This is a genomic window from Pseudomonas monteilii NBRC 103158 = DSM 14164, assembly GCF_000730605.1.
Classification (GTDB): domain Bacteria; phylum Pseudomonadota; class Gammaproteobacteria; order Pseudomonadales; family Pseudomonadaceae; genus Aquipseudomonas; species Aquipseudomonas monteilii.
The window spans coordinates 38,274-63,360 of record NZ_BBIS01000034.1 but is presented as its reverse complement, the minus strand read 5'-3'; the positions used below and the strand labels follow the sequence as shown (position 1 = coordinate 63,360).

18 protein-coding genes are annotated in these 25,087 nt (G+C 63.1%); 9 read left to right on the top strand and 9 right to left on the bottom strand.

Annotated elements, in window-relative coordinates:
* Positions 1–11: 11 nt before the first annotated feature.
* Complete coding sequence (yihG, locus tag PM2_RS18225) at positions 12–899, bottom strand: 1-acylglycerol-3-phosphate O-acyltransferase, YihG family (RefSeq protein ID WP_016714533.1); 888 nt, start codon at positions 897–899, stop codon at positions 12–14.
* Positions 900–1,081: 182 nt separating this feature from the next.
* On the opposite strand from yihG, the gene rloA2 reads away from it, so the two are divergent.
* On the top strand, positions 1,082–1,582 hold the full coding sequence (gene rloA2, locus PM2_RS18220; protein ID WP_019096441.1) for a retropepsin-like aspartic peptidase RloA2: 501 nt from the start codon (positions 1,082–1,084) through the stop codon (positions 1,580–1,582).
* Positions 1,583–1,595: 13 nt separating this feature from the next.
* Here rloA2 and PM2_RS18215 read toward each other — a convergent pair whose 3' ends face one another.
* From PM2_RS18215 to aceE, 5 genes are all read right to left on the bottom strand, one after another.
* A complete protein-coding gene (locus PM2_RS18215) occupies positions 1,596–2,219 on the bottom strand; it encodes a glutathione S-transferase (RefSeq protein ID WP_016714535.1) in 624 nt (207 codons plus the stop codon).
* A 3-nt stretch (positions 2,220–2,222) separates the two neighbouring features.
* The gene (gene msrA, locus PM2_RS18210) at positions 2,223–2,891 is read right to left on the bottom strand and encodes a peptide-methionine (S)-S-oxide reductase MsrA (protein WP_016714536.1); all 669 of its coding nucleotides are present in this window, start codon (positions 2,889–2,891) and stop codon (positions 2,223–2,225) included.
* 106 nt (positions 2,892–2,997) lie between these two features.
* The gene (locus PM2_RS18205) at positions 2,998–5,688 is read right to left on the bottom strand and encodes a putative bifunctional diguanylate cyclase/phosphodiesterase (RefSeq protein WP_016714537.1); all 2,691 of its coding nucleotides are present in this window, start codon (positions 5,686–5,688) and stop codon (positions 2,998–3,000) included.
* 315 nt (positions 5,689–6,003) lie between these two features.
* Positions 6,004–7,644 carry a dihydrolipoyllysine-residue acetyltransferase gene (gene aceF, locus PM2_RS18200; RefSeq protein WP_028699073.1) on the bottom strand — a complete coding sequence of 547 codons (1,641 nt, stop codon included), beginning with the start codon at positions 7,642–7,644 and terminating at the stop codon, positions 6,004–6,006.
* Positions 7,645–7,657: 13 nt separating this feature from the next.
* Positions 7,658–10,303: a pyruvate dehydrogenase (acetyl-transferring), homodimeric type gene (aceE, locus tag PM2_RS18195; protein ID WP_016714539.1), complete on the bottom strand. Its 2,646-nt coding sequence runs from the start codon at positions 10,301–10,303 to the stop codon at positions 7,658–7,660.
* A gap of 383 nt (positions 10,304–10,686) precedes the next feature.
* Between aceE and glnE the strand changes: the two genes are divergently transcribed.
* From glnE to PM2_RS18155, 8 genes are all read left to right on the top strand, one after another.
* Positions 10,687–13,620, top strand: coding sequence for a bifunctional [glutamate--ammonia ligase]-adenylyl-L-tyrosine phosphorylase/[glutamate--ammonia-ligase] adenylyltransferase (gene glnE, locus PM2_RS18190; protein WP_016714540.1), 2,934 nt, complete (start codon positions 10,687–10,689; stop codon positions 13,618–13,620).
* A 141-nt stretch (positions 13,621–13,761) separates the two neighbouring features.
* Entirely contained in the window at positions 13,762–14,811 is a 1,050-nt protein-coding gene (waaF, locus tag PM2_RS18185; RefSeq protein WP_016714541.1) for a lipopolysaccharide heptosyltransferase II, read from the top strand.
* Positions 14,812–15,870: a lipopolysaccharide heptosyltransferase I gene (waaC, locus tag PM2_RS18180; protein ID WP_016714542.1), complete on the top strand. Its 1,059-nt coding sequence runs from the start codon at positions 14,812–14,814 to the stop codon at positions 15,868–15,870.
* Entirely contained in the window at positions 15,870–16,994 is a 1,125-nt protein-coding gene (locus tag PM2_RS18175) for a glycosyltransferase family 4 protein (protein WP_016714543.1), read from the top strand. Before waaC ends, PM2_RS18175 begins: the two co-directional genes overlap by 1 nt.
* The gene (gene rfaP / locus PM2_RS18170) at positions 16,991–17,797 is read left to right on the top strand and encodes a lipopolysaccharide core heptose(I) kinase RfaP (RefSeq protein ID WP_016714544.1); all 807 of its coding nucleotides are present in this window, start codon (positions 16,991–16,993) and stop codon (positions 17,795–17,797) included. Before PM2_RS18175 ends, rfaP begins: the two co-directional genes overlap by 4 nt.
* The gene (locus PM2_RS18165; RefSeq protein WP_016714545.1) at positions 17,797–18,531 is read left to right on the top strand and encodes a lipopolysaccharide kinase InaA family protein; all 735 of its coding nucleotides are present in this window, start codon (positions 17,797–17,799) and stop codon (positions 18,529–18,531) included. Before rfaP ends, PM2_RS18165 begins: the two co-directional genes overlap by 1 nt.
* Positions 18,528–19,280: a lipopolysaccharide kinase InaA family protein gene (locus PM2_RS18160; RefSeq protein ID WP_016714546.1), complete on the top strand. Its 753-nt coding sequence runs from the start codon at positions 18,528–18,530 to the stop codon at positions 19,278–19,280. The genes PM2_RS18165 and PM2_RS18160 overlap by 4 nt, the downstream gene beginning before the upstream one ends.
* Entirely contained in the window at positions 19,280–20,722 is a 1,443-nt protein-coding gene (locus tag PM2_RS18155; RefSeq protein ID WP_028699072.1) for a lipopolysaccharide kinase InaA family protein, read from the top strand. The genes PM2_RS18160 and PM2_RS18155 overlap by 1 nt, the downstream gene beginning before the upstream one ends.
* Here the strand turns inward: PM2_RS18155 and PM2_RS18150 are convergent.
* The 3 genes from PM2_RS18150 to PM2_RS18145 form a co-directional block, all read right to left on the bottom strand.
* The gene (locus tag PM2_RS18150) at positions 20,683–23,712 is read right to left on the bottom strand and encodes a dermonecrotic toxin domain-containing protein (protein ID WP_028699071.1); all 3,030 of its coding nucleotides are present in this window, start codon (positions 23,710–23,712) and stop codon (positions 20,683–20,685) included. The two genes, PM2_RS18155 and PM2_RS18150, sit on opposite strands and share 40 nt — an antisense overlap.
* Positions 23,713–23,783: 71 nt before the next feature.
* Entirely contained in the window at positions 23,784–23,960 is a 177-nt protein-coding gene (locus tag PM2_RS31205; RefSeq protein ID WP_016714549.1) for a hypothetical protein, read from the bottom strand.
* Positions 23,957–25,069 carry a PepSY-associated TM helix domain-containing protein gene (locus tag PM2_RS18145; protein ID WP_028699070.1) on the bottom strand — a complete coding sequence of 371 codons (1,113 nt, stop codon included), beginning with the start codon at positions 25,067–25,069 and terminating at the stop codon, positions 23,957–23,959. The genes PM2_RS31205 and PM2_RS18145 overlap by 4 nt, the downstream gene beginning before the upstream one ends.
* Positions 25,070–25,087: the final 18 nt, after the last annotated feature.

The following is a 25,087-nucleotide window of genomic DNA, read 5'->3' as shown; positions in this document are numbered from 1 at the left end:
CGATGGAGATCTCAGCCCATATCCGCCCGCAACTGCTCGATCCGCTGATCCTTTTCCAGCCACAGCTGGTTCACCCAAGCCTGCACGGTCTGCCTGAAGGCCGGGTCATTTTCATAATCCCCATCCCACAAGGCGGGGTCCAGCTCACGCACCTGAATGTCGATAATCACCCGGCTAATGCTGCCGTTGAGCAAATCCCAGAACCCCGGCGCCTTGTTGCCGGGGTACACGATGGTCACGTCCAGCAGGGCATCCAACTGCTCACCCAATGCCGCCAGCACGAACGCCACGCCGCCGGCCTTGGGCTTGAGCAGGTAGCGATAAGGCGACTGTTGTTCCTGGCGCTTGGCTTCGGTGAAGCGCGTGCCTTCGAGGTAATTGACCACGGTGACGGGCTGGCGCTTGAACAGCTCACAAGCGGCCTTGGTGATCTCCAGGTCCTTGCCCTTGAGTTCGGGGTGCTTGTCTAGAAACGCCTTGCTGTAGCGCTTCATGAACGGGTAATCCAGCCCCCACCAGGCCAGGCCCAGCAGCGGTACCCAGATCAGCTCCTTCTTGAGAAAGAACTTGAAGAACGGCGTGCGGCGGTTGAGGCTTTCGATCAGCGCGGGGATGTCGACCCAGGTCTGGTGGTTGCTCACGGCCAGGTACGAGGTGTCTTTGCGCAGGTTCTCGACGCCGCGAATGTCCCATTGGGTAGGAATGCACAAGGCGAAGATGGCCTTGTCGATTTCCGACCAGGTTTCGGCTACCCACATCACCGCCCACGAGGCATAGTCGCGGCCACGGCCCGGCAACACCAGTTTGAGCAGGGCGAAGACCAGCAGCGGGCAGATCAACACCACGGTATTGAGCAGCAACAGGGTGGTAGTGAGAATGCCGGTCAGCAGGCGACGCATAAGGAGACTCTTGTTGTGGGAGATAAACGGTTGGCAATGATAAGCAGCGCCGTGGCCTACGCCAAATGTCCAATGCCCGACGGCAGGGACAAATGTTTCACAACATGTTGGTTAACCTTGTGACAGCGAACCTATTCTGCCCGTGCAGTCTAAGCACTGACCCCTCTCAAGGAAGCCTGCCTGTGAAACCTCTGCTTGCCCTGTTGTCGTTGTTGGCACTGCCGGTAATGGCCGCCGAGCCTACGATCTATGGCCGTTACGAGAACATCACCCTGCCCGAGCTGGGCGAAACCCTGAAGGCCAAGATGGACACCGGTGCCTTCACCGCGTCGCTATCGGCCAAGGACATCGAACTGTTCACCCGTGATGGCGAGGAATGGGTGCGCTTCCGCCTGGCCACGAAAGACTCGGACGGCAAGGTGTACGAGCACAAGGTGTCACGCATCAGCAAGATCAAAGGCCGTGCCGATGAAGAGGAAGAAGGCGATGCGCCGGAAATCTCCAAGCGTCCGGTGGTGGACCTGGAGCTGTGCCTGGGTGACGTGAAGCGCACCGTGGAAGTTAACCTGGTGGACCGCAGCAGCTTCAATTACCCGCTGCTGGTGGGTTCCAAGGCGCTGCGTGAGTTCAAGGCGGCGGTGAACCCGGCCAAGAAGTTCACCGCCGGCAAGCCGGATTGCTGATTCAAGAGGCCGGTCAGGCCACCGGCGTTGTGGCGACCATCGATGGCCGCTTGGCCACCTCGGCGTACCACGCCGCCAAACCTGGCTGGCGCTCACGCCAGCCAAACGCCGGCTGACGTAAGTCCAGATACCCCAGCGCACAGGCCACACCAATCGCTGCCAGGTCGAACCCGGACATCAGCTCGGGCAAATGCTCCTGCTCCAGGTTGGCCAGGCTACGGCGGATCTTGTCGCCCTGCGCCTGCAACCAACCGTCCCAGCGCTTGTCCTCGGGCCGCAGGAAGCTTTCATAGCGTGACGACACCGCTGCATCCATGATCGCATCAGCCTGCGACACCAGCGTCATGCGCCGCCAGCGCGCCGAGCCTTCGCGTGGCAGCAGCGGCAGGCCGACGTGCTGCAGGTCGAGGTACTCGCAGATCACCCGGCTGTCATACAGCACGGTGCCGTCTTCCAGGCGCAGGGCCGGGATCTTGCCGATCGGGTTGTCCTGGTTAAGCTGCGGGTCACTGCTCACCGGGCTGATGTTCACCGGCTGCAGCTGCACCCGCTCAAGTTGGCCGGTCTCATGCAACACCACCATGACCTTGCGCACGAAAGGCGACAACGGCGAGTGGAACAGGGTCATCGTGCTCATGCTTCAGTTGCCCTGCAGGCTGGGTGGCAGGCATACACCGGTGCCGCCGATACCGCAGTAGCCGTCCGGGTTCTTGGCCAGGTACTGCTGGTGGTAGGCCTCGGCGAAGTACACGGTCGGTGCCTGGTCGATTTCAGTGGTGATTTCACCAAAGCCTGCCTTGTTCAGTTCGACCTGGAAGGCGTCGCGGCTGGCCTTGGCCTGTTCCAGCTGTTCCGGGCTGGTGCAGTAGATGGCCGAGCGGTACTGGGTGCCGACGTCATTGCCCTGGCGCATGCCCTGGGTCGGGTTGTGCAGTTCCCAGAACATCGCCAGCAGCTCACGGTAGCTGACTTTGTCCTTGTCGAACACCACCAGCACCACTTCGGTGTGGCCGGTCAGGCCCGAGCAGACTTCTTCGTAGGTAGGGTTTGGGGTGAAACCGCCGGCGTAGCCGACCACAGTGCTGACCACACCTTCACGCTGCCAGAAGCGGCGCTCGGCGCCCCAGAAGCAACCCAGGCCGAAGATGGCGAAGTCGATGGCGCCTTCGAAGAACGGGCCGAGCAGCGGGGTGCCTTCGAACACGTAATGGAACTCGGGCAGGGTCATTGGCGTTTCGCGGCCAGGCAGCGCCTGCTCCGCAGTTGGCATGACGTTTTTGTTCACCAGGATTTCCGAACGCAGGACCATGGCCGTTCCTCTGTTTTTTTTCAGTTGGATAGGTGTTGAGGCATTCGCGGGCATGCCCGCGAAGAGGCCCGAATGGCTTCTATAGTGCCCGAGGTTTACGCCGCTGTCAGGCCACCGGGCCACGCGGGTAGCGCTTCAGCCGCTCAGCCAGCTCCCGCCCCGGAATCGGCCGGTCGAACAGGTAACCCTGGCCCACGTCGCAACGGTGGCGGCGCAGAAACGCCAGCTGCTCCGGCGTCTCGATCCCTTCAGCCACTACCTTCAGCTTGAGGTTGTGCGCCATGGCCACCACCGCCGAGGTAATTTCCATATCGTCCTGGTTGTCGGGGATCTCATTGATGAAGCTGCGGTCGATCTTGAGAATGTCGATCGGAAACTTCTTCAGGTAGCTGAGCGAGGAGTAACCGGTGCCGAAATCGTCCATGGCCAGGGTCAGGCCCAGGGCCTTCAGCTCGTCCAGCTGGCGGTGGGTGTCTTCGGTGGCTTCCAGCAGTAGGCCTTCGGTCAGCTCCAGCTCCAGCAGGTGCGGGGGCAGGGCTTCTTCCTTGAGGATGGTGCTGATAGAGGCTACCAGGTCGGGGTCGGAAAACTGCTTGGGCGACAGGTTGATCGCTACGTGCAGGTTACCCAAGCCGGCCTCGCGCAGTTGCTGGCTCATGCTGCATGACTGGCGGATCACCCATTTGCCAATGGGAATGATCAGGCCGGTTTCTTCTGCCACGCTGATGAACTGGTCCGGGCGGATCATGCCGCGCTCGGGGTGGTTCCAGCGCAACAGCGCTTCCAGCCCCAACAGGCGGCCGCTGCGCAGGCAGATCTTGGGCTGGTAGAACACTTCCAGCTCGTTCTGGGTAAGGGCACGGCGCAGGTTGTTCTCGACGAACAGTTTGTAGCTGGCTTCGGCATTGAGCACTTCGGTAAACACCTGCACCTGATGCTTGCCGTTGGCCTTGGCCTTGTGCAACGCCAGGCCGGCGTTTTTCATCAGGCTGGCCGGGTCAGCGCCGTGCAGCGGCGCGTAGGCCAGGCCCACCGAGGCCGTGACGTTGATCAACTGGTTGTCGACGAACATCGGCTTGTCGAGGGTGCGCAGCAATTGCTGGGCAACGCCTTGGCCATCTTCCAGGCTGGTGTCGTCAAGCAATACCGCGAACTCGTTACTGGCAAAGCGCGCCAGGATACCGCCGGTGTGCAAGCTGTTGCGCAGGCGGCGGGCCAGGCTGATCAGCAGCTTGTCACCGGTCTGGTGGCCAAGGCTGTCGTTGATGCGCTTGAAGTTGTCGATGTCCACCAGCAGCAGGCACATCGCGCTTTCGCCATCGCGGGCAAAGCACTCGTCCAGGCTGCGGATGAACGCCGGGCGGTTGCCCAGGTTGGTCAGGTTGTCGGTGTAGGCCAGTCGTTCGATGCGCTGCTGGGCCAGCTTGGTCTGGGTGACGTCTTCGTAGATGCCGATGTAGTGGGTCAGCTCACGGTTATCGCCGTACACCTTGGAAATCGACAACTGGCCCCAGTAGGGCTCCAGGTTCTTGCGCCGGCTCTTGAACTCGCCCTGCCAGCTGTTGCCCATGGCCAGGCTCGACGGCGAGTCGAACAGCAATTCGCTGAGGTTCTCCAATGCCGGCAGCTCACCCAGGTGACGGCCTTGCACTTCATCGGTGCTGTATTGGGTGATGGCAGTGAAACTCGGGTTGACGTACTCCACCCGGCCATCGCGGTTCACCAGCAAAAAGGCGCTGGCGCTTTGCTCGACGGCACGCTGGAACAGGTGCAATGCGCTGGCCGCAGTGCGCCGGTTGTGGTTGGTGATGACTTGGGCGAACTGGTCGGCCAGCTCACCTGCAAAGGCAATCTCGTCCGACTGCCAGGCCCGTGGCTGGCCGGTCTGCTCAAGGCACAGCACGCCGACTACCTGGCCATCGACACGGATACTGGCGTCGAGCATGGCCTTGTTTTCCGGGCGCAGACTTTGCGCCAGGGCACGGGTGCGTGGGTCGTGGCCGGCGTTGTGGGCGTCGATGGCGCGGCTGGCGTGCAGCGCGTCAAGGTAGTCGGGGAAGTGGCTGGCATCGATGGCTTCGGGCTGGCGATGCTCTTGTGCAACGCGGTACCAGGCGGTGATCGGTTCCAGACGCTGGTCGTCCAGGTGCCAGATGCTGGCGCTGTCGACCTTGTAGATTTCGCAGGCGCTGCGGGTAATCAGCTGGGCAGCTTCCAGCAGCGAGTTACCGGCACTGTAGCGCTGGCGAGCCAGGCGCAGGATCAGGTCCTGCTGGCCACGCACGCGCTCCAGGTGTTCCAGCTGCTCTTGCTGGGCGCGCTGGTTCAGTTGCAGGGCCAGCTGCAGGCGGTTGTTGCGTGATTCCAGATCGTTGGCGTCGGCTTCGCCGGTATCGTCCTGCTGGTCATCGAGCACGCTCAGGTAGCCGCGCAACAGCTGGCGGTTATGCTGCTTGTAGGCTTCACCCACCTCCAGCAGGCGCAGCGAGGCGCTTGGCGTGTGCAGGGTGTAGCGCACGCGGTAGTAGCCGCGCTGTGCCAGTTGCAGTTGGACCTCGTCGTGCAGCCGGTAGCGTGCTTCCGGTTCCATCAGGCTGGCGTAGGGTGCATCTACCAAGGCACAAAGGTCGCCGGCGTGCAGGCCGAACTGGCGCTCGCAGGCCGGGTCCAGGTAGAGCATGGCCCAGGTGGCTTCGTTGAGCCGTTCGAAACGCAGCATGCCGAGCCGCGAGGGCACGGGTAACGGCGTGACGACCTCGGCCGCCACACGGCTGGCGGCATCGGGTTGGCTTTTCATCGAAGACTCGCTTGAAGAGGGAACGCGGCCTTGCGGCGGCGGCAGATTCGGCAAGGTTGCATCATGTCCCGAGGGCTGGCAAGCGGCCATGCGTGATGCTGTGTACGGGTTATCGGCTGTTGGGCCGGAAATGTTAGTTCGCCTTGAGAATTTTGGCGCCTGGGAAACCGAGCGCCGCGCGGGCGGCGCTCGATCTCCCCGGCGCCACAACCCTATCGGCGGACAAAAAAAGCCCCGCCAATCGACGGGGTTGAGGTACGAGCGTGGCAGCTCGAAAAGGGTACTGCCCCTCGCAAGGAGGGGCAGCGGGCTGCCTTACAGCAGCATGGTGCGGATATCGCCCAGCACGTCGCCCAGGCGCTTGGTGAAGCGCGCGGCGGCTGCGCCGTTGATCACACGGTGATCGTAGGACAGCGACAGTGGCAGCATCAGCTTAGGCTGGAAGGCCTTGCCATCCCACACAGGCTGCATGGTCGCCTTGGAGACGCCCAGGATAGCCACTTCCGGCGCGTTGACGATCGGCGTGAAGCCGGTGCCGCCAATGTGGCCGAGGCTGGAGATGGTGAAGCAGGCGCCTTGCATCTCGTCGGCCGACAGCTTCTTGGTGCGGGCTTTTTCGGCCAGCGCAGCCGCTTCGGCAGCCAGTTGCAGCAGGCTCTTCTGGTCGACGTTCTTGATCACAGGGACCAACAGGCCGTCCGGAGTGTCCACGGCGAAGCCGATGTGCACGTACTTCTTGCGGATGATGGCCTTGCCGCTTGGTGCCAGCGAGCTGTTGAAGTCTGGCAGTTCCTTGAGCAGGAAAGCACAGGCCTTGAGCAGCAGTGGCAGCACGGTCAGCTTCACCCCAGCCTTCTCGGCCACGGCCTTCTGCGCAACGCGGAAGGCTTCCAGCTCGGTGATGTCGGCGGAGTCGAACTGGGTCACGTGCGGCACGTTCAGCCAGCTGCGGTGCAGGTTAGCGGCACCGACCTGCATCAGGCGAGTCAGGGCCACTTCTTCCACTTCACCGAACTTGCTGAAGTCCACGGCAGGGATCGGCGGGATGCCGGCGCCGCCGGTTGCACCGGCAGCGGCCGGAGCTTCCTTGGCCTTCTGCATCATCGCTTTGACGTAAACCTGCACGTCTTCTTTCAGAATGCGGCCGTGCGGACCGGTGGCGGCAACAGCGCCCAGGTCGACACCGAATTCACGGGCCAGCTGACGAACGGCTGGGCCTGCGTGAACCTTGGCGTTGCTGCCAGCGGCCGGTGCGGTAGCAGCCGGTGCTGGGGCAGCAGCCGGGGCGGCAGCGGCGGGTGCGGCTGCCGGAGCAGCCTCAGCCTTGGCTGGCGCCGGGGCAGCAGCAGCGGCCGGAGCGGCAGCCGGGGCTGCGCCAGCGACCTTCAGCTTGAAGATCAGGTCGCCAGTGCCGACTTCGTCTTCCAGCTTGCACAGCACTTCTTCGACCACGCCAGCAGCTGGCGACGGGATTTCCATGGAGGCCTTGTCGGACTCCAGGGTAATCAGCGACTGGTCGGCTTCGACAGTGTCGCCGACCTTGACCAGCACTTCGATGATCTTGGCCTTGCCCGACGAACCAATGTCCGGCACGTGGATGTCCTGCACGCTGGCGGCAGCCGGGGCTGCGGCTGGCGCAGGGGCGGCTTCGGCAGCAGGTGCTGGGGCAGCAGCCGGGGCAGGAGCAGCAGCGGCCGGAGCCTCAGGGGCCGCAGCAGCGGCGCCCTCGGCTTCCAGAACCAGCAGTTCGTCGCCTTCTTTCAGGCGGTCGCCCAGCTTGACCTTCAGTTCCTTGATGACGCCGGCCTTGGGGGCCGGGATTTCCATGGAGGCCTTGTCGGACTCCAGGGTCAGCAGGCTCTGGTCAGCCTCGATACGGTCACCGACCTTGACGAACAGCTCGATGATTTCACCTTCACCGCTGCCGATGTCAGGTACGCGAATGAGTTCGCTCACTTAAAAATACTCCTCAGCAGTCCAGTGGGTTGCGCTTGTCCGGGTCGATACCGAACTTGACGATAGCGTCTGCAACAACCTTGGGTTCGATCTCGCCACGGTCAGCCAGGGCTTCCAGGGCAGCCAGCACCACGAAGTGGCGGTCGACTTCGAAGAAGTGACGCAGCTTCTTGCGGCTGTCGCTGCGACCGTAACCGTCGGTACCCAGGACCTTGAACTCTTTGCTCGGAACCCACTGGCGAATCTGCTCGGCGAACAGTTTCATGTAGTCGGTAGAGGCGATGACCGGGCCTTTGCGACCGTTCAGGCACTGCTCGACATAGGTCTGCTGTGGCTTCTGGCCAGGCTTCAGGCGGTTGGCGCGTTCTACGGCCAGGCCGTCGCGGCGCAGTTCGTTGAAGCTGGTGACGCTCCATACGTCGGCACCGACGTTGAACTCTTCACGCAGGATTTTCGCCGCTTCGCGGACTTCGCGCAGGATGGTGCCGGAGCCCATCAGCTGTACGTGGTGCGCGGCTTCGCGGGTGTCTTCTTCCAGCAGGTACATGCCCTTGATGATGCCTTCCTCGACACCGGCCGGCATGGCTGGCTGCTGGTAGGATTCGTTCATCACGGTGATGTAGTAGAAGATGTCCTGTTGCTCTTCGGTCATCTTCTTCATGCCGTCCTGGATGATCACCGCCAGCTCGTAGCCGTAGGTTGGATCGTAGGTGCGGCAGTTCGGGATGGTGCCCGCCATCATGTGGCTGTGACCGTCTTCGTGCTGCAGGCCTTCACCGTTCAGGGTGGTACGGCCGGCGGTACCGCCGATCAGGAAGCCACGGGTGCGGCTGTCGCCAGCGGCCCAGGCCAGGTCGCCAATGCGCTGGAAGCCGAACATCGAGTAGAAGATGTAGAACGGCAGCATCGGCTGGTTGTGGCAGCTGTACGAGGTACCGGCAGCGATGAACGACGACATGGCGCCGGCTTCGTTGATGCCTTCTTCGAGGATCTGGCCCTTCTTGTCCTCGCGGTAGAACATCACCTGGTCTTTATCGACTGGCTCGTAGAGCTGGCCGACCGACGAGTAGATGCCCAGCTGGCGGAACATGCCTTCCATACCGAAGGTACGGGCTTCGTCCGGGATGATCGGGACGATGCGCTGGCCGATTTCCTTGTCCTTGACCAGCTGCGCCAGAATGCGCACGAAGGCCATGGTGGTGGAGATTTCGCGGTCGCCCGAGCCGTCCAGGATCGCTTTCAGCGTTTCCAGTGGCGGGGTCGGTATGCTGAAGCTCTTGGCACGGCGCTGTGGCACGAAACCGCCCAGGGCAGCACGGCGCTCGGCCAGGTATTTGGCTTCGGCAGAACCTTCTTCCGGCTTGAAGAACGGCAGGTTTTCGAGGTCGGCATCCTTGACCGGGATGTCGAAGCGGTCACGGAAGTGACGCAGGCTGTCGACGTCGACCTTCTTGGTGTTGTGCGCTGTGTTCTTGGCTTCGCCGGCACCGGTACCGTAACCCTTGATGGTCTTGGCGAGGATGACGGTAGGCTGGTCCTTGTGGTTGACCGCCTGATGGTACGCTGCGTAGACCTTGTACGGGTCGTGGCCGCCACGGTTGAGCTTCCAGATCTCTTCGTCGGACAGGTCTTCGACCATGGCCTTGAGCTCTGGGGTGTTGAAGAAGTTCTCACGAACATACGCGCCGTCTTTGGCTTTGTAGTTCTGGTACTCGCCGTCGATGACTTCGTCCATGCGGCGCTGCAGGGCACCGTTGGTGTCCTTGGCGAACAATGGGTCCCAGAAACGGCCCCAGACAACCTTGTTGACGTTCCAGCCACCGCCACGGAACACGCCTTCGAGTTCCTGGATGATCTTGCCGTTGCCGCGAACCGGGCCGTCGAGGCGCTGCAGGTTGCAGTTGATGACGAAAATCAGGTTGTCCAGCTTCTCGCGGCCGGCCAGGGCGATTGCGCCCAGGGATTCCGGCTCGTCGCACTCGCCGTCGCCCATGAAGCACCAGACCTTCTGCTTGCCGGCCGGGATGTAGCCACGGGCTTCCAGGTACTTCATGAAGCGTGCCTGGTAGATGGCCTGGATCGGGCCCAAACCCATCGATACGGTCGGGAACTGCCAGAAGTCAGGCATCAGCCATGGGTGCGGGTACGAAGACAGGCCGTTGCCGTCCACTTCCTGACGGAAGTTGTTCATCTGGTCTTCGCTGATACGGCCTTCCATGAAGGCACGGGCGTAGACGCCTGGGGAGGCGTGGCCCTGGAAGAAGATCAGGTCGCCGCCGTGTTCTTCGGTCGGGGCCTGGAAGAAGTAGTTGAAGCCGATGTCGTACAGGGTGGCACTGGAGGCGAAGCTGGAGATGTGTCCGCCCAGGTCCGAGTCTTTCAGGTTGGTGCGCATGACCATGGCCAGGGCGTTCCAACGCACCATCGAGCGAATGCGGCGTTCCATGAACAGGTCGCCAGGCATGCGTGCTTCGTGGGTGACAGGGATGGTGTTGCGGTATGGCGTGGTGATCGCATACGGCAGCTGGGAGCCACTACGGGTGGCCAGCTCGCCCATACGGGTCATCAGGTAATGAGCGCGGTCTTCGCCTTCTTTGTCGAGGACCGACTCCAGGGCATCCAGCCATTCCTGGGTTTCGATTGGATCGAGGTCTTGCATGGCTTGCTCCAGGGCGGAAAGGCAACCAGAATCGATTGCCTGAAGTTGCGACTGGCCTTATGGGCAGACGTCGTGAATTCTTGGATTACCGGGGTGTCTTCCGGCGCGTTGTAGTTTTACTACATTTGCTTTCGCATTTCATGCTTTTACACGACGCGAGTAGTAGTAAAACTACATTTGTGCGACGTTTGGTCGCACCTTGGCTTGTGAGGAAAAACGTTCATGTTGGTTGGCATTGTGTCGCGAACGGGTGGTTCTTGATGTTTGTTGCCAAGTTTTCGTTTTTTTCAGCTATTTCCAACTTTTGTACGACAGTCCAACCGTGGTCCGGCTTCCCCTTGGCCGCTTTTTCCCCTCTATTTCACGCCGATCAAGGATAGACCATGCGCCTGCCTTTGCCGTCCGATCTGCCCGCCATCCTCCAGCCACTGGTCGCTCGCAACCAGCAATTCCTCAGCGATGCGCTAGCCGCTCACCCTGAGCTCGACCTGAATGCCTGGAGCCCGCTGCACCGGCAGCAATTCGACCAGGTGGCCGCAGCCAGCGATTTTGTCCTGGGCCTGGCCCAGCGCGAGCCGGCCATGCTGTTCGGCCTGCTGACCAGTGGCGAGCTGGAGCGCCGTTATGCACCGGGTGAGCTGCGCGGGCACATCGCGGCGGCCGCCCAGGCGGCGCAAAGCGACGATGAGCTGGCGCGCAACCTGCGCCGTGAGCGCAACCGCCAGCAGCTGCGCATCATCTGGCGAGACATCACCCGCCAGGCGGAACTGGGTGAAACCTGCCGCGACCTGTCGGACCTGGCCGATGCAGCCATCGACGAAGCCTACCAATGGCTGTATCCGCGCCATTGCCAGCAATTCGGCACGCCCATCGGCAACCGCAGCGGCCAGCCGCAGCACATGGTGGTGCTAGGCATGGGCAAACTGGGGGCGGTGGAGCTGAACCTGTCGTCGGACATCGACCTGATCTTCGGCTTCCCCGAAGGCGGCGAAACCGAAGGGGTGAAGCGCTCGCTGGAAAACCAGGAGTTCTTCACCCGCTTGGGCCAGCGGCTGATCAAGGCGTTGGACCCGGTTACCGTCGACGGTTTCGTGTTCCGCGTCGACATGCGCCTGCGCCCCTATGGTTCGGCCGGCGCACTGGTGCTCAGCTTCAATGCCCTGGAGCAGTACTACCAGGACCAGGGGCGCGACTGGGAGCGCTACGCGATGATCAAGGCGCGGGTGGTGGCGGGTGACCAGGCTGCCGGCGCACAACTGCAGGAGATGCTGCGCCCGTTCGTGTACCGCCGTTACCTGGACTTTTCCGCGATCGAAGCGCTGCGCACCATGAAGCAGCTGATTCAGCAGGAAGTGCGGCGCAAGGGCATGGCCGACAACATCAAGCTGGGTGCCGGTGGTATCCGCGAGGTTGAGTTCATCGCCCAGGCTTTCCAGCTGATCCACGGCGGGCGCGACCTGAGCTTGCAGCAACGGCCGTTGCTCAAGGTGCTGGCCACCCTCGAAGGCCAGGGTTACCTGCCGCCGGCGGTGGTCGCCGAGCTGCGCGAAGGTTATGAGTTCTTGCGTTATACCGAGCATGCCATCCAGGCCATCGCCGACCGCCAGACGCAAATGTTGCCAGAGGGCGAGACCGACCAGGCGCGGGTGGCCTACATGCTCGGTTTTGCCGACTGGCAGAGCTTCCACGACCAGTTGACCTATTGGCGTGGCCGTATCGACTGGCACTTCCGCCAGGTGATCGCCGACCCGGATGATGAAGACGGTGAAGGCGAACTGGTGGTGGGTGGCGAATGGTCGCCGCTGTGGGAACAGGCGCAGGATGAAGAAGCCGCTGGCCGGCAGCTGGAAGAGGCTGGCTTCAAAGAGCCTGTCGAAGCCTTGCGGCGTTTGGCGGGGCTGCGCTCAAGCCCGCAGTTGCGGTCGATGCAGCGCATTGGCCGTGAGCGGCTGGATGCCTTTATTCCGCGCCTGCTGGCCCAGGCGGTCGAGCACGATAATCCCGACTTGGTGCTGGAGCGTGTGCTGCCACTGGTCGAAGCCGTGGCGCGGCGTTCGGCTTACCTGGTGCTGCTGACCGAAAACCCGGGTGCCCTGCGCCGTCTGCTGACCTTGTGCGCCGCCAGCCCGTGGATTGCCGAGCAGATTGCGCTGTACCCGTTGCTGCTCGACGAACTGCTTAACGAAGGCCGCCTGTTCAGCCCGCCCCTGGCTCCCGAGCTGGCCAGCGAGTTGCGCGAACGCCTCACGCGCATCCCCGAGGATGACCTGGAGCAGCAGATGGAGGCACTGCGCCACTTCAAGCTGGCCCACAGCCTGCGTGTGGCCGCGTCGGAAATCAGTGGCAACCTGCCGTTGATGAAAGTCAGCGACTACCTGACCTGGCTGGCCGAAGCCATCCTCGACCAGGTACTGGCCCTGGCCTGGCGCCAGACCGTGGCCCGCCATGGCCAGCCCAAGCGCAGCGACGGCAGTCTCTGCGATCCGGGATTCATCATCATTGGTTATGGCAAGGTCGGCGGCCTGGAGCTGGGGCACGGCTCTGACCTGGACCTGGTGTTCATCCACGACGGCGACCCGCAAGAGGAAACCGACGGTGCCAAGCCCATCGACAGTGCGCAGTTCTTCACCCGGCTGGGCCAGCGCATCATCCACCTGCTGACCACCCAGACCAACTCGGGCCAGCTGTATGACGTGGACATGCGCCTGCGTCCGTCCGGCGCCTCCGGCCTGCTGGTGAGTTCGCTGGGCGCCTTCGAGCGCTACCAGCAGAACGAAGCCTGGACCTGGGAGCATCAGGCCTTGGTGCGGGCCCGCGTGCTGGTGGGCTGCAAGCAGGTTGGCGCGGCGTTCGAAGGCGTGCGTGCCAAGGTGCTGGGCCAGGCCCGCGACTTGGAAAAACTGCGCACCGAAGTGAGTGAAATGCGCGCCAAGATGCGTGACAACCTGGGGACCAAGGCCACGGCTGCGGGTACTGCGGCTAACGCGTTCGAGGCCGGTGTGCCCTTCGATATCAAGCAGGATGCCGGCGGTATCGTCGATATCGAATTTATGGTGCAATACGCGGCTTTGGCCTGGTCCCATGACCACCCGGCCATACTCCGATGGACCGATAACATCCGCATTCTGGAAGAACTGGAGCAGGCGAGTTTGATGCCGGCCAGTGACGCGGTGCTGTTGCGTGAAGTGTACAAGGCGTTCCGCTCAGCCTCGCACCGCCAGGCCCTGCAGAAGCAGGCCGGGGTGATCGACGCGGCGCAGTTTGCTGATGAACGCCGTCAAGTGCGGCGGATCTGGGGGGAACTGGGTTTGACCTGACGGCCCACCGTCCCCACAGGGGCTGTGATCAGCCATGGACTTGCCTGAGTGGTACACTGTCCGCCACATAGCCTGAATATAAAGAGGGGAGGCCAGGCTGTACCGCAGTCTGTAGCCTCCCCGAGCGTTTCTGGACTAAGCATGAGAATACTGATCATTGGCCCCAGCTGGGTCGGCGACATGGTGATGGCGCAGACCCTGTTCCAGTGCCTGAAACAGCAGCACCCCGACTGCGTGATCGACGTGTTGGCCCCCGAGTGGAGCCGGCCGATCCTGGAGCGCATGCCCGAGGTGCGCCAGGCCTTGAGCTTCCCGCTCGGTCACGGCGCGCTGGAGCTGGCCACGCGCCGGCGCATCGGCAAGTCCCTGGCCGGCCAGTACGACCAGGCCATCCTGCTGCCCAACTCGCTGAAGTCGGCACTGGTTCCGTTCTTCGCCGGCATCCCCAAACGCACCGGCTGGCGGGGCGAAATGCGCTTTGGCCTGCTGAACGATGTGCGCAAGCTGGACAAGGCCCGCTACCCGCTGATGATCGAGCGCTTCATGGCTTTGGCCTACGCGCCTGGTGCCGAGCTGCCGCAGCCGTACCCGCGCCCCAGCCTGCAGATCGAAGCGCAAAGCCGCGACGCCGCGCTGGCCAAGTTCGGCCTGGAGCTGGACCGCCCGGTACTGGCGCTGTGCCCTGGTGCCGAGTTTGGTGAGGCCAAGCGCTGGCCGTCCGAGCATTACGCTGCCGTGGCCGACGCGATGATCCGTCAGGGCTGGCAGGTGTGGCTGTTCGGCTCGAAGAAAGACCACCCGGTCGGTGAGCAGATCCGTGACCGGTTGATCCCGGGTTTCCGTGAAGAGTCGTCCAACCTGGCAGGCGAAACCTCGCTGGCCGAGGCCATCGACCTGATGTCTTGCGCCCATGCCGTGGTGTCCAACGACTCTGGCCTGATGCACGTGGCCGCCGCGCTGAACCGCCCACTGGTGGCCGTATACGGCTCGACGTCGCCCGGATTCACCCCGCCGCTGGCCGACCAGGTGGAAGTGGTGCGCACCGGCATCGAGTGCAGCCCGTGTTTCGACCGTACCTGCCGCTTCGGTCACTACAACTGCCTGCGTCTGCTGGAGCCGGGCAAAGTCATTGCCGCCCTGCACAGCCTGAGCGGGCCGGACCTGATCGATACCGTGGCCGAGGTCGACTAAGTGCGGGTACTGATCATCAAGACCTCGTCGCTGGGTGATGTGATCCACACCTTGCCGGCGCTTACCGATGCCGCCCATGCCATCCCGGGCATCCGTTTCGACTGGGTGGTGGAAGAAGGCTTTGCCGAAATCCCCAGCTGGCACCCGGCGGTCGACCAGGTTATCCCGGTGGCCATCCGCCGCTGGCGCAAGAACCTCTGGCAAACCCTCAAGAGTGGCGAGTGGAAGGCGTTCAAGCAGCGTGTGCGCGAACGCCAATACGACCTGGTGATCGACGCCCAGGGCCTGGTGAAGTCGGCCTGGCTGACCCGCTACGTGAAGGCCCCCGTCGCCGGCCTGGACCGCTACTCGGCCCGCGAAGGCTGGGCCAGCCGCTTCTATGACCGGCGTCTGTCGGTTGCCACCGGCCAGCATGCGGTGGAGCGGGTGCGCCAGTTGTTCGCCATGGCCCTGGCCTACGACTTGCCGGAAGGCATCGGCAACTACGGCCTGGACCTGGACCGCCTGCAGCTGCCCCCGGCTGCGCCCTATGTAGTGTTCCTGCATGGCACCACCTGGGCAACCAAGCATTGGCCTGAAGCTTATTGGCGCGAACTGGCCGAGCGCATGGGCCGGCGCAAGCTGGAAGTGCGTCTTCCTTGGGGCAACCCGGCCGAGAAGGCGCGCGCCGAGCGCATCGCCCAAGGCTTGAACAACTGCCAGGTGCTCCCCAAATTGAACCTTGCCGGCGTTGCCCGCGTGCTGGCAGCGGCAAAAGCCTGCGTGGCGGTCGATACCGGCCTTGGCCACCTGGCCGCAGCACTCGATGTACCCACCATTTCGCTGTTCGGCCCGACCAACCCAGGCCTGACTGGCGCCTACGGACGGACCCAGATTCACCAGGCCAGTGACTGGCCTTGCGCTCCCTGCCTGCAGAAGAAGTGCACCTACAAACCGAGCGCCGATGACCTGCGCCGGTTCGATCTGAAACGCGAGTGGCCGCTGTGCTTCACTCGCCTGAATCCCGAGCATGTGGCGGGCCGCTTGAGCGCGTTGCTGCTGGCTGAGGATGTCCGTTGATGCAACTGGCTTTCGTGCTTTACAAATATTTCCCCTTCGGCGGGCTGCAGCGCGACTTCATGCGCATTGCCCTGGAATGCCAGAAGCGGGGCCACCAGATCCGTGTATACACGCTGATCTGGGAAGGTGACATTCCGCCGGGCTTTGAAGTGCTGGTGGCGCCGGTGAAGGCGATTTTCAACCACCGCCGTAACGAGAAGCTAAGCGCCTGGATGGCCGCCGACCTAGCCAAGCGCCCGGTCGACCGCCTGATCGGCTTCAACAAGATGCCGGGGTTGGACGTGTACTACGCCGCCGACGGTTGCTTCGAAGACAAGGCGCAGACCCTGCGTGGCGGCCTGTACCGCCGCTGGGGCCGTTACCGGCACTTTGCCGAGTACGAGCGTGCGGTATTCGCCAAGGACGCGCACACCGATGTGCTGATGATTTCCGAAGTGCAGCAGCCGCTGTTCATCAAGCACTACGGCACCCCGGTGGAACGCTTCCATCTGCTGCCGCCGGGCATTTCCCAAGACCGCCGTGCGCCGGCCAATGCCGCTGAAATTCGCGCCGAGTTCCGCAAGGAATTCAACCTGGGCGATGACGACCTGCTGCTGGTGCAGATTGGCTCGGGCTTCAAGACCAAGGGTGTGGACCGCAGCCTCAAAGCGCTGGCCGCGCTGCCTTCGGCCCTGCGCAAACGCACCAGGCTGATGGTGATCGGCCAGGACGACCCCAAGGTGTTCCAGCTGCAAAGCGCCACCCTGGGCCTGGGCGACCAGGTGCAGTTCCTCAAGGGCCGCAGCGACATCCCGCGCTTCCTGCTGGGTGCCGATTTGCTGATTCACCCGGCCTACAACGAGAACACCGGTACGGTGCTGCTCGAAGCGCTGGTGGCCGGCCTGCCGGTGCTGGTGTCCAAGGTGTGCGGTTACGCCCACTACATTGCCGAGGCCGACTGCGGGCTGGTGCTGGACGAGCCGTTCGAACAGGACCAGCTCAATGGCTACCTGCAACGCATGCTCGAAGACTCGCAGGCCCGCGCCAGTTGGTCGCGCAACGGCCTGGCGTTCGCTGAAACCGCTGATCTGTACAGCATGCCGCAGCATGCTGCCGACGTGATCCTGGGGCAGAAAACCGCATGAAGCTGATAGTGGCCGAGCCCTTCAAACGCCTGTGGGCCGGGCGGGATGCCTTCGACGCCGTCGAGGCGCTGCAAGGCGAGGTCTATCGCGAACTGGAAGGGCGCCGCACGCTGCGTACCGAGGTGGAGGGCGAAGGGTTCTTCGTCAAGATCCACCGCGGCATCGGCTGGGGCGAGATCTTCAAGAACCTGTTCACCGCCAAGCTGCCGGTGCTCGGTGCCGGCCAGGAATGGCAGGCCATCCAGCGCCTGCACGAGGTGGGCGTGCCGACCATGACCGCAGTCGCCTATGGCGAGCGCGGCAGCAACCCGGCTACGCAGCACTCGTTCATCATCACCGAGGAACTGGCGCCGACTATCAGCCTGGAAGATTTCAGCATCGATTGGGTCAAGCAGCCGCCCGCGCCACGCCTGAAGCGCGCGCTGATCGCCGAAGTGGCGAAGATGACCGGTGGTATGCACCGCGCTGGGGTCAACCACCGCGACTGCTACATCTGCCACTTCCTGCTGCACACCGACCGCCCGGTGACGGCGGATGACTTCAAACTGTCGGTTATCGACCTGCACCGTGCCCAGACCCGAGCGAAAATCAGCCGCCGCTGGCGCGACAAGGACCTGGCCGCGCTGTACTTCTCGGCGCTGGACATCGGCCTGACCCAGCGCGACAAACTGCGCTTTTTGCGGGGTTACTTCCAGCGCCCGCTGCGGCAAATCCTGAAGGACGAAGCCCGTTTGCTCGCCTGGTTGGACCGCAAGGCGCAGAAACTCTATGACCGCAAGCAACGCTATGGGGATGCACTCTGATGGCGGGTTGGACACTGGCGCCAGGCTATGAACACCTGGCGGCGGACTTCGGCAGCCTCGATGCGGTATTTGCCCTCCAGGGCGAGCGCCTGACCCGCGACCCGCTCAGCGAGGTGGTGCGCATCGAGCGTGACGGGGTCAACTACTACGTCAAACGCTACACTGGGGCCGGCAAGCACATGCGCCGCTACTTGGGCCGGCCACGCATCAAGGCCGAATGGCAGAACCTCAAGCAGTTCGCCAAGTGGGGTATCCCCACTGCCGAAGTGGTGGCGTGGGGGCTTGAGCGCAATGGCCTGGCTTTTGGCCGTGGGGCGATGATCACCCGCGAGCTGCCGCGCACCGAAGACCTGTCGGCGCTGGCTGAACGCAACGATGCACGCTTGGCCGACCGGGCCTGGGTCGATCACCTCAGCCGCCAGCTGGCGCGCCATACCCGGGTGATGCACGAGCACCGCTTTGCCCATAACGACCTGAAGTGGCGCAACCTGCTGGTCGATGACCAAGGCACGCTATTCTTCATCGACTGCCCTACCGGCGACTTCTGGCGCGGCTTCATGTGGCGGCACCGGATGATCAAGGACCTGGCCTGCCTGGACAAAGTGGCCAAATACCACCTGTCGGCCACCCAGCGCCTGCGCTTCTACCTGCAATACCGTGGCCGCGACCGGCTGAATGTGCGTGACAAGAAGCGCATTCGCCAGGTGCTGGGCTTTTTCGAGGGAAGGGAATGACCGATTACCTGGCCAGCGCGGACCTCGCGCTGCTCAAACGCCATGGCCTGGACGACTTCGAGGCGCTGTGGGCGCTGCAACTGGATGCCGTGGACGAACCCAACACGGGCCGTGGCGGCTGGAGCAGCGTGTTCCGCCTGGAACTCGAAGGCAAGGGCTACTACCTCAAGCGCCAGAGCGACTACCTGACCCGCACCCTGCACCGACCGTTCGGCGAGCCGACCTTCGCGCGAGAGTTCCGCAACATCAGCCGCTACCAGAAACTGCACATTCCGGCCTTGCAGGCGGTGTTCTATGGCGAGCGCAAGCAAGGCGGCAAGCACCGGGCCATCCTGATGACCCGTGCCCTGGACGAGTGGGCCGACCTCGACAGCCTGCTGGCCCAATGGCCGCAGCTAGGCGATGGCGAACGCACCGGCATCCTGCAGGCGTGTGGCCAGCTGGCGCGCACCCTGCACAGCGCCGGCCAAGTGCACGGCTGCTTCTACCCCAAGCACATCTTCCTGCGCCAACGCCGCGATGGCTGGGACGCGCAACTGATCGACCTGGAAAAGACCCGGCCTTTGTTGTTCGGCATGCGCGACCGCCTCAAGGACCTGGAGCCGCTGCTGCGCCGCGCCCGGGCCTGGAGCGAGGCCGATGTGCGCACTATGCTGGCGACCTACCTGGCGCAGCCTGCTGACAGCACACTGGTCGACACCTGGCTGCAACGCCTGACGCAACGCCGTCGTGAAAAAGAGGCCCGCTGATGCGTTTGTCTGAACTGAAGGACGCCGGGCGAAGCCCGTCGTTACCCCTGAGTATCACCCTGGCCGACGCAGCCGGCAGCGCCGACCTGCAACTGCTCAGCCTGTTGCGCGTGCTGCCGGGCCAGCGCTATGTGGGCGCTGGCGTCTGGCGCGGTACCCCGGTGCTGGCCAAGTTGCTGGTAGGCGGTAGCGCCGCTCGGCATTTCCAGCGTGAGCTGCAAGGCGTGAAGCTGCTGGCCGAACAGGGGCTGACCACGCCGAAGCTGCTGGCTGACGGCCTCAAGGAAGGCGAGGGTGGCTGGCTGCTGTTCGAATTCCTCGACGGCGCCGAAAGCCTCGCCGATGCCTGGGCTGCGGTGGAAAACCTGCCGGTGCTATCTGACGAGCAACACCTGGTGCTGGGCGAAGCGCTAACGGCTGTCGCGCAGATGCACGCTAAGGGCCTGTGGCAGGAAGACCTGCACCTGGACAACTTGCTGCGCCACGGCGGCAAGCTGTACCTGATCGATGGCGCTGGCATCAAGGCCGAAACGCCTGGCCAGCAGCTGTCGCGCCCACGCGTGCTGGAAAACCTCGGCGTGTTCTTCGCCCAGCTGCCCAAGCGCCTGGAGCCGTTCATCGAAGAACTGCTGGTGCATTACCTGCTGGCCAATGCCGAACATGCACTGCCGATGGAGGCCTTGCAGAAGCAGGTGGACAAGGTGCGCAACTGGCGCCAGAAGGATTACCTGGAAAAGGCCGGCCGCGAGTGCAGCCTGTTCAGCGTCGAGCGCACCCTGTCGGGCTTGCAGGCGATTCGCCGCAGCGAGGTCGATGCCATGCAACCTGTGCTGGCGCAGGCTGATGCGTTGATCGACCAGGGCCACCTGTACAAGACCGGAGGTGCTGCCAGCGTGGCGCGGATCGAGGTCAATGGCCGCCAACTGGTGCTCAAGCGCTACAACATCAAGAACACGGCGCACTGGTTCAAGCGCTTCTGGCGCCCGAGCCGTGCCTGGCATTCGTGGATCGAAGGCCACCGCCTGGAATTTCTCGACATCGCCACACCCAAGCCGCTGGCGGTGCTGGAACAGCGGGTGATGGGCCTGCGCAGCCGCGCCTACCTGGTCACCGAGTATGTCGATGGCCCGGACCTGACGGCCTGCTTCGCACCCTACGTGGAGAGCGGTGAGGCCCCCGAGGAACAGGTGGATGCCCTGGTGCATGTGATGCAGCAGCTGATTCGCGAACGCATCAGCCATGGCGACTTCAAGGGCCATAACCTGTTCTGGCACAACGGCCAGTGGTCATTGATCGACCTGGATGCCATGTGCCAGCACGCCACCCAGCTCAGCTTCGCCCCGGCCTACGCCCGGGACCGGGCGCGGCTGTTACGCAACTGGCCGAGTGGCAGCGCTTTGCATCAGCGGCTGGACCGGCTGCTGCCCAAGCTGGCCGAATAGCCCGAGGGTAACGCCAGCCAGTCGCTGCCGCGGCCGGTCTGGCGAACCCGGATGCGCCATTCACCCTCCTGGTGGCGCAGCACCGCCCAGGCAGGCACGACACCAGACAAGCCAGCGGGCAACACCAGGTGATAGTGGCCAGGCAGCAGGTGGCGGCGTACTGGCAACTGATGGTTATGCAGTTGCAGGTACTGTGTGCTGTCGTGGTTGAACAGGTGTTCGTCCTCACTATCTGCGGTGCCTTGAAGCGGTATTGCCAGTCGGCACTGTTTGAGCAGTTGCGTGATGTCTGGCAAACCGTCATGCCAGCGTACGGGAGAGTCCACTACCCAGTTGCCATCCTGACTGCGCTTGATCGGCAGTTTCAGGTACGCATAAGGCTGGTCGGGATCGGTAGCTCGCCAACGGGTGCCGTCAAAACTGACATTGAAGTAGCGGCCCAGGTTATCCCGCACGAAGTACTGGGTCAGCCCGGGGCTGGCGGACAGTTGTTCATAGACGGCCTCACCCTGTACCGAGTCGATCCGGTAGCGCAACCTGGCACGGTCCGGCGCGGTTTCGTAGTGTTTAGGCAGGGGTATCGGCGGTGGTTTGGGCAGCCCCCGCAAAGCACGGCGCATCAAGCTGGAACCTGCCATATCGTTCAACCCGGCGGTGGCATGGCCGAGAGCAGCCACGGCATGGTGCAAGGCGCCCGCATGGTCGTCGTGGTCGAACGCTTCGAAGCCATCCCATATGGAAATCGCCATACGGCCAAATGCCAAGGCGACCAAAGTCCGTTGCGGCAGTACGAAGGTGACAATGTCCAGCACCAGCCGCAGCACATTGACCGAGAACTCTCCTAGCAGCTCCTGATTGCTGCGGGTGACGGAATCGGTGTGCGCGATCAGGTTTCTGACCTCGGCCCGGTAGAGTGCCTGATACAGATCGCCAGTGATGGTTTGCCGTGTAATGGATGCACCACCTACCCGCCCCTTGAGCAACCGCGCCTTGAGCTTTTTGCTGCTGGCCTGCGGCAGGCGCTGGACCAGGTAGTCCTGCAACCTCAGGTCACCGCGAATAGCCCGGATCAACGCTTTGATGTCGCGGTACTCACGCCAATAGCGCCTGTCCGGGACGTCAGGGCAATGAACGACGATTCGATTCGAGTTCTCTGGCGAGACGAGCAGCAAAACCCCCATCAATGTATCGCCGTGTACGAGCAGTTGCTGAACGATCACCTGTTGCTCGTTGTAATGTGGGCGTGCATGGCTGTCGGGGTTGCGGATGACCGTGCTGGCCCAGCCATACCCCTGCGCGAAAGTGTCGGCGAGAAAATGGCCTACATAGCGCGCTTTTACCGCTTCGGCATTCAGGCGGGCGCGGTAGACCTGTGTGTATGCCGCCTGGCGCCATCGGCCCTCTGGCGAGTCGAGCAATTGCGTGTGCAGGTAAGCCTTGTAACCGCTGCCGGCATTCAGGCGCCGTACGATCTGTTTTACCCGCAATGGCGTGAGCGCGGGCAAGGGTTGATCACCGTGAAGATAGACCCGGGCAGTCAGCCAGTAGTCCACATCGAACCAACTGATGTTCAGCAGCGCCAGTTCGTCGAGGCGGTAGGTGTGATTCACCAGTTCGACGGTACCGCCCACCTGTTGTCGGCTGACCACCGGAATGTAGCCCACTGTGCTGCCCAGCGGGAGAGGGTTCACGATCGGCCCTACCTGGCGGGCAAGGGTGACGCTGATGGTGATATCACGCGGATCGCAGTCCAGGCCCGGGTCACGTTGCAGGTACTCGCGCAGGCGCACGTTTACCCACTGCAGCAGCGAATGCTGCTGGCTGAACTGTTCCAAAGTCAGAATGCCAGGCGCACTGGCCGCTTCGATGGCCATCACCTGTTCTTGCATGGCCTGCATGATGTGAGCGACACCTTGCTGCGATGCGGTGCGCAGCCAATTGGGCATGTGCTTCTCCAGCAGCAGGCCGTAGCGGTTGGCCAGTGGGCCACGGCTACCGACGGCTCTGCGTATGTCGAGTGCTGGGGCAAGCGCGTTGTCCAGCTGCTCGATATCACGCTGCTTGCCTTGCTTCCATGCAAGTTGCCAGGCATGGCTCAAGTGCCTTGATTGGGCGTCACGCAAGGTAGAGGCCAGGTAGTCGGCCACGTCCTCGGTATACCAGTCATAACGTAAACGCGCCGCGCAACGCGCGCTTTGCTGGTCAGCAGGGGTAATCATGAGCTTGAGCAGGTGCTCGCTCTGCTGCGGATCTTCCAGGCGCTCGCATACCTCCTTGTGGAGATCGTTCAGGTTGTCGAAGGCTTCGATGCCGTGAGCGATACTGCACAATAGTGCTCGGCCAACCGGTTCAGGGTGCTCAAGCGTACGTCCTTCAGCCCCCTGCTCGGTAATCACCAGAAAACCCGGCACATGGCTGCGCCAGTTGGGGTCAGTGCTGGTTAGCAACAGGCGGTAGACCTGAGGGCGTGCGGTGACGGGCAAGTGCCGCCGCTGCCAAGGTTGTGGCAGTTCCAGGCATGTCCTGAGCAGTTGGGCATGCGCTGCAGACAGGGTCTGATCGGTAGTGCGCAAGCGAATTTCCGCATCCAGCTGGTCGCGGAACAACACTGCCAGGCTGACAGCGCGCGTCAGCCCTTTGCTGTTGCGCTCCAGCCAGTACGCTGCCTGGCTCGCGTGCAGTTGCTGACGAATGGTTTGGCAGAAGCTGCCGATACGGCTGCTGAAATCGGGAGGTAGGCTAAGTGCCGGGTAGTCGACATGCCTGATGCGGCTACCCGCAGGCAGACGAAAAGTGCCACCGTCGAACAGATGGAATCCCACCAGTTGCAATAGGTGATGCGTACCGAAAAACAGCGTGCGCGCACTGATGGAGAGGCCCGGGAACAGTTGGGCAAGCGTCAGATCAAGGCTGTGCTCGACGCCATGAATGGGGGGTAGCAGTGCATCAAGCTGGTTATCCAGCGTGTGAAAATGCGGCTGGGTGGTCATGGTCCGGCTCCTGTTGCGAAGGCGGACCATGCTGCGCCCGGGCGCCAGGACGGAGGTGTTAGCCGGCTACCTCAGCGGCGCCACAGGCCGTGTATCGAGAACCATGCTGGTAGGCCGAGCCCGAGCCAGGACAGCCCATCCCACCAACCATCACCCAGCAAGGCGGCGAACAGCCCCAGGGCTCCCAGCAAGGCGATCAGTGCCGGCCAGGCAAAAATGCGCGAGGCGGGTTGCGACTTATGGCTCATGCGCGTGCCTCCTTGGGTTTGCGTTGCTTGCCCCACCACAGGTACAGGCCGCTGCCGAGCACGATGATGGTCAGCACATCGAGCACCGCCCAGAGGAGTTGCATCGGGCGCCCGCCGTAATCGCCGAAATGCAGGGGTTGCGACAGGCCCATGGCGTCCATGTACCAGGGGCGCTCGCCGACCGCTGTAACTGCCAAGGTGCGGGCGTCGATCAGTACCGGCGTGAACAGGTGTGAACTCAGGAGTGTGGCACCGTTCATGAACACCGCATAGTGGTGTTCGCTGGAAAAGCGTGTGCCGGGGAAGGCGATGAAGTCCGGGCGCATGCCGGGGGCAGCCTGTTCGGCAATCTCCAGCAGGCGTGTGGCTGGCGCGCGCTGGGTGAGCGGCGGGGCGTCGCGGTAAGGCGCGATCATGGCAGCCAGGCTGTCGTTGCGCCAGGCGGCGATGACAAGGTCGGACAGGGCGCTGATTACGCCGGTCACGCCTACCGTGAGTGCCCAGGCCAGGGTTACCACGCCGATCAGGTTATGCAGGTCGAGCCAGCGCAGGCGACGGGATTTTTCGTGGCGTACCGTGCCGAAGTCCAGGCGGCGCATGAACGGCGCATAGAGCACGGTGCCGGAGACGATTGCGAGGATGAACAGTACGCCCATGAAAGCCAGCAGCAGCTTGCCGGGCAGGCCGGCGAACATGTCCACATGCAGGCGCAGCATCACCATCATGAAACCGCCATTGGCGGCCGGCATGGCCACGGCTTCGCCGGTGCGGGCGTCGAGCATGAAGGTGTGCGACAAGTTGGGGTCGGTGCCAGCAGTGGCGGCGGTGATGGCGACCACGCCATTGGGTTCGTCTTTGTCGTAGCCGAAGTATTGCATGACCTCGCCGGGGCGGTGCTGCTCCGCTTTCAGTACCAGCTGCTGCAGGTCGAGGTGTGGGGTACCTGCGGGCATTTCACGCAATTGCGGGGCGTCGCCAAGCAGATGTTCGAGTTCGTGGTGGAAAATCAGCGGCAGACCGGTGACTGCCAGCAACAGCAGGAACAGGGTGCAGACCAGGCTGCTCCAGGTGTGGATCACGGACCAGCGGCGGATGGTTGGGCTTTTCATCACGGTACCGTTTGTTGT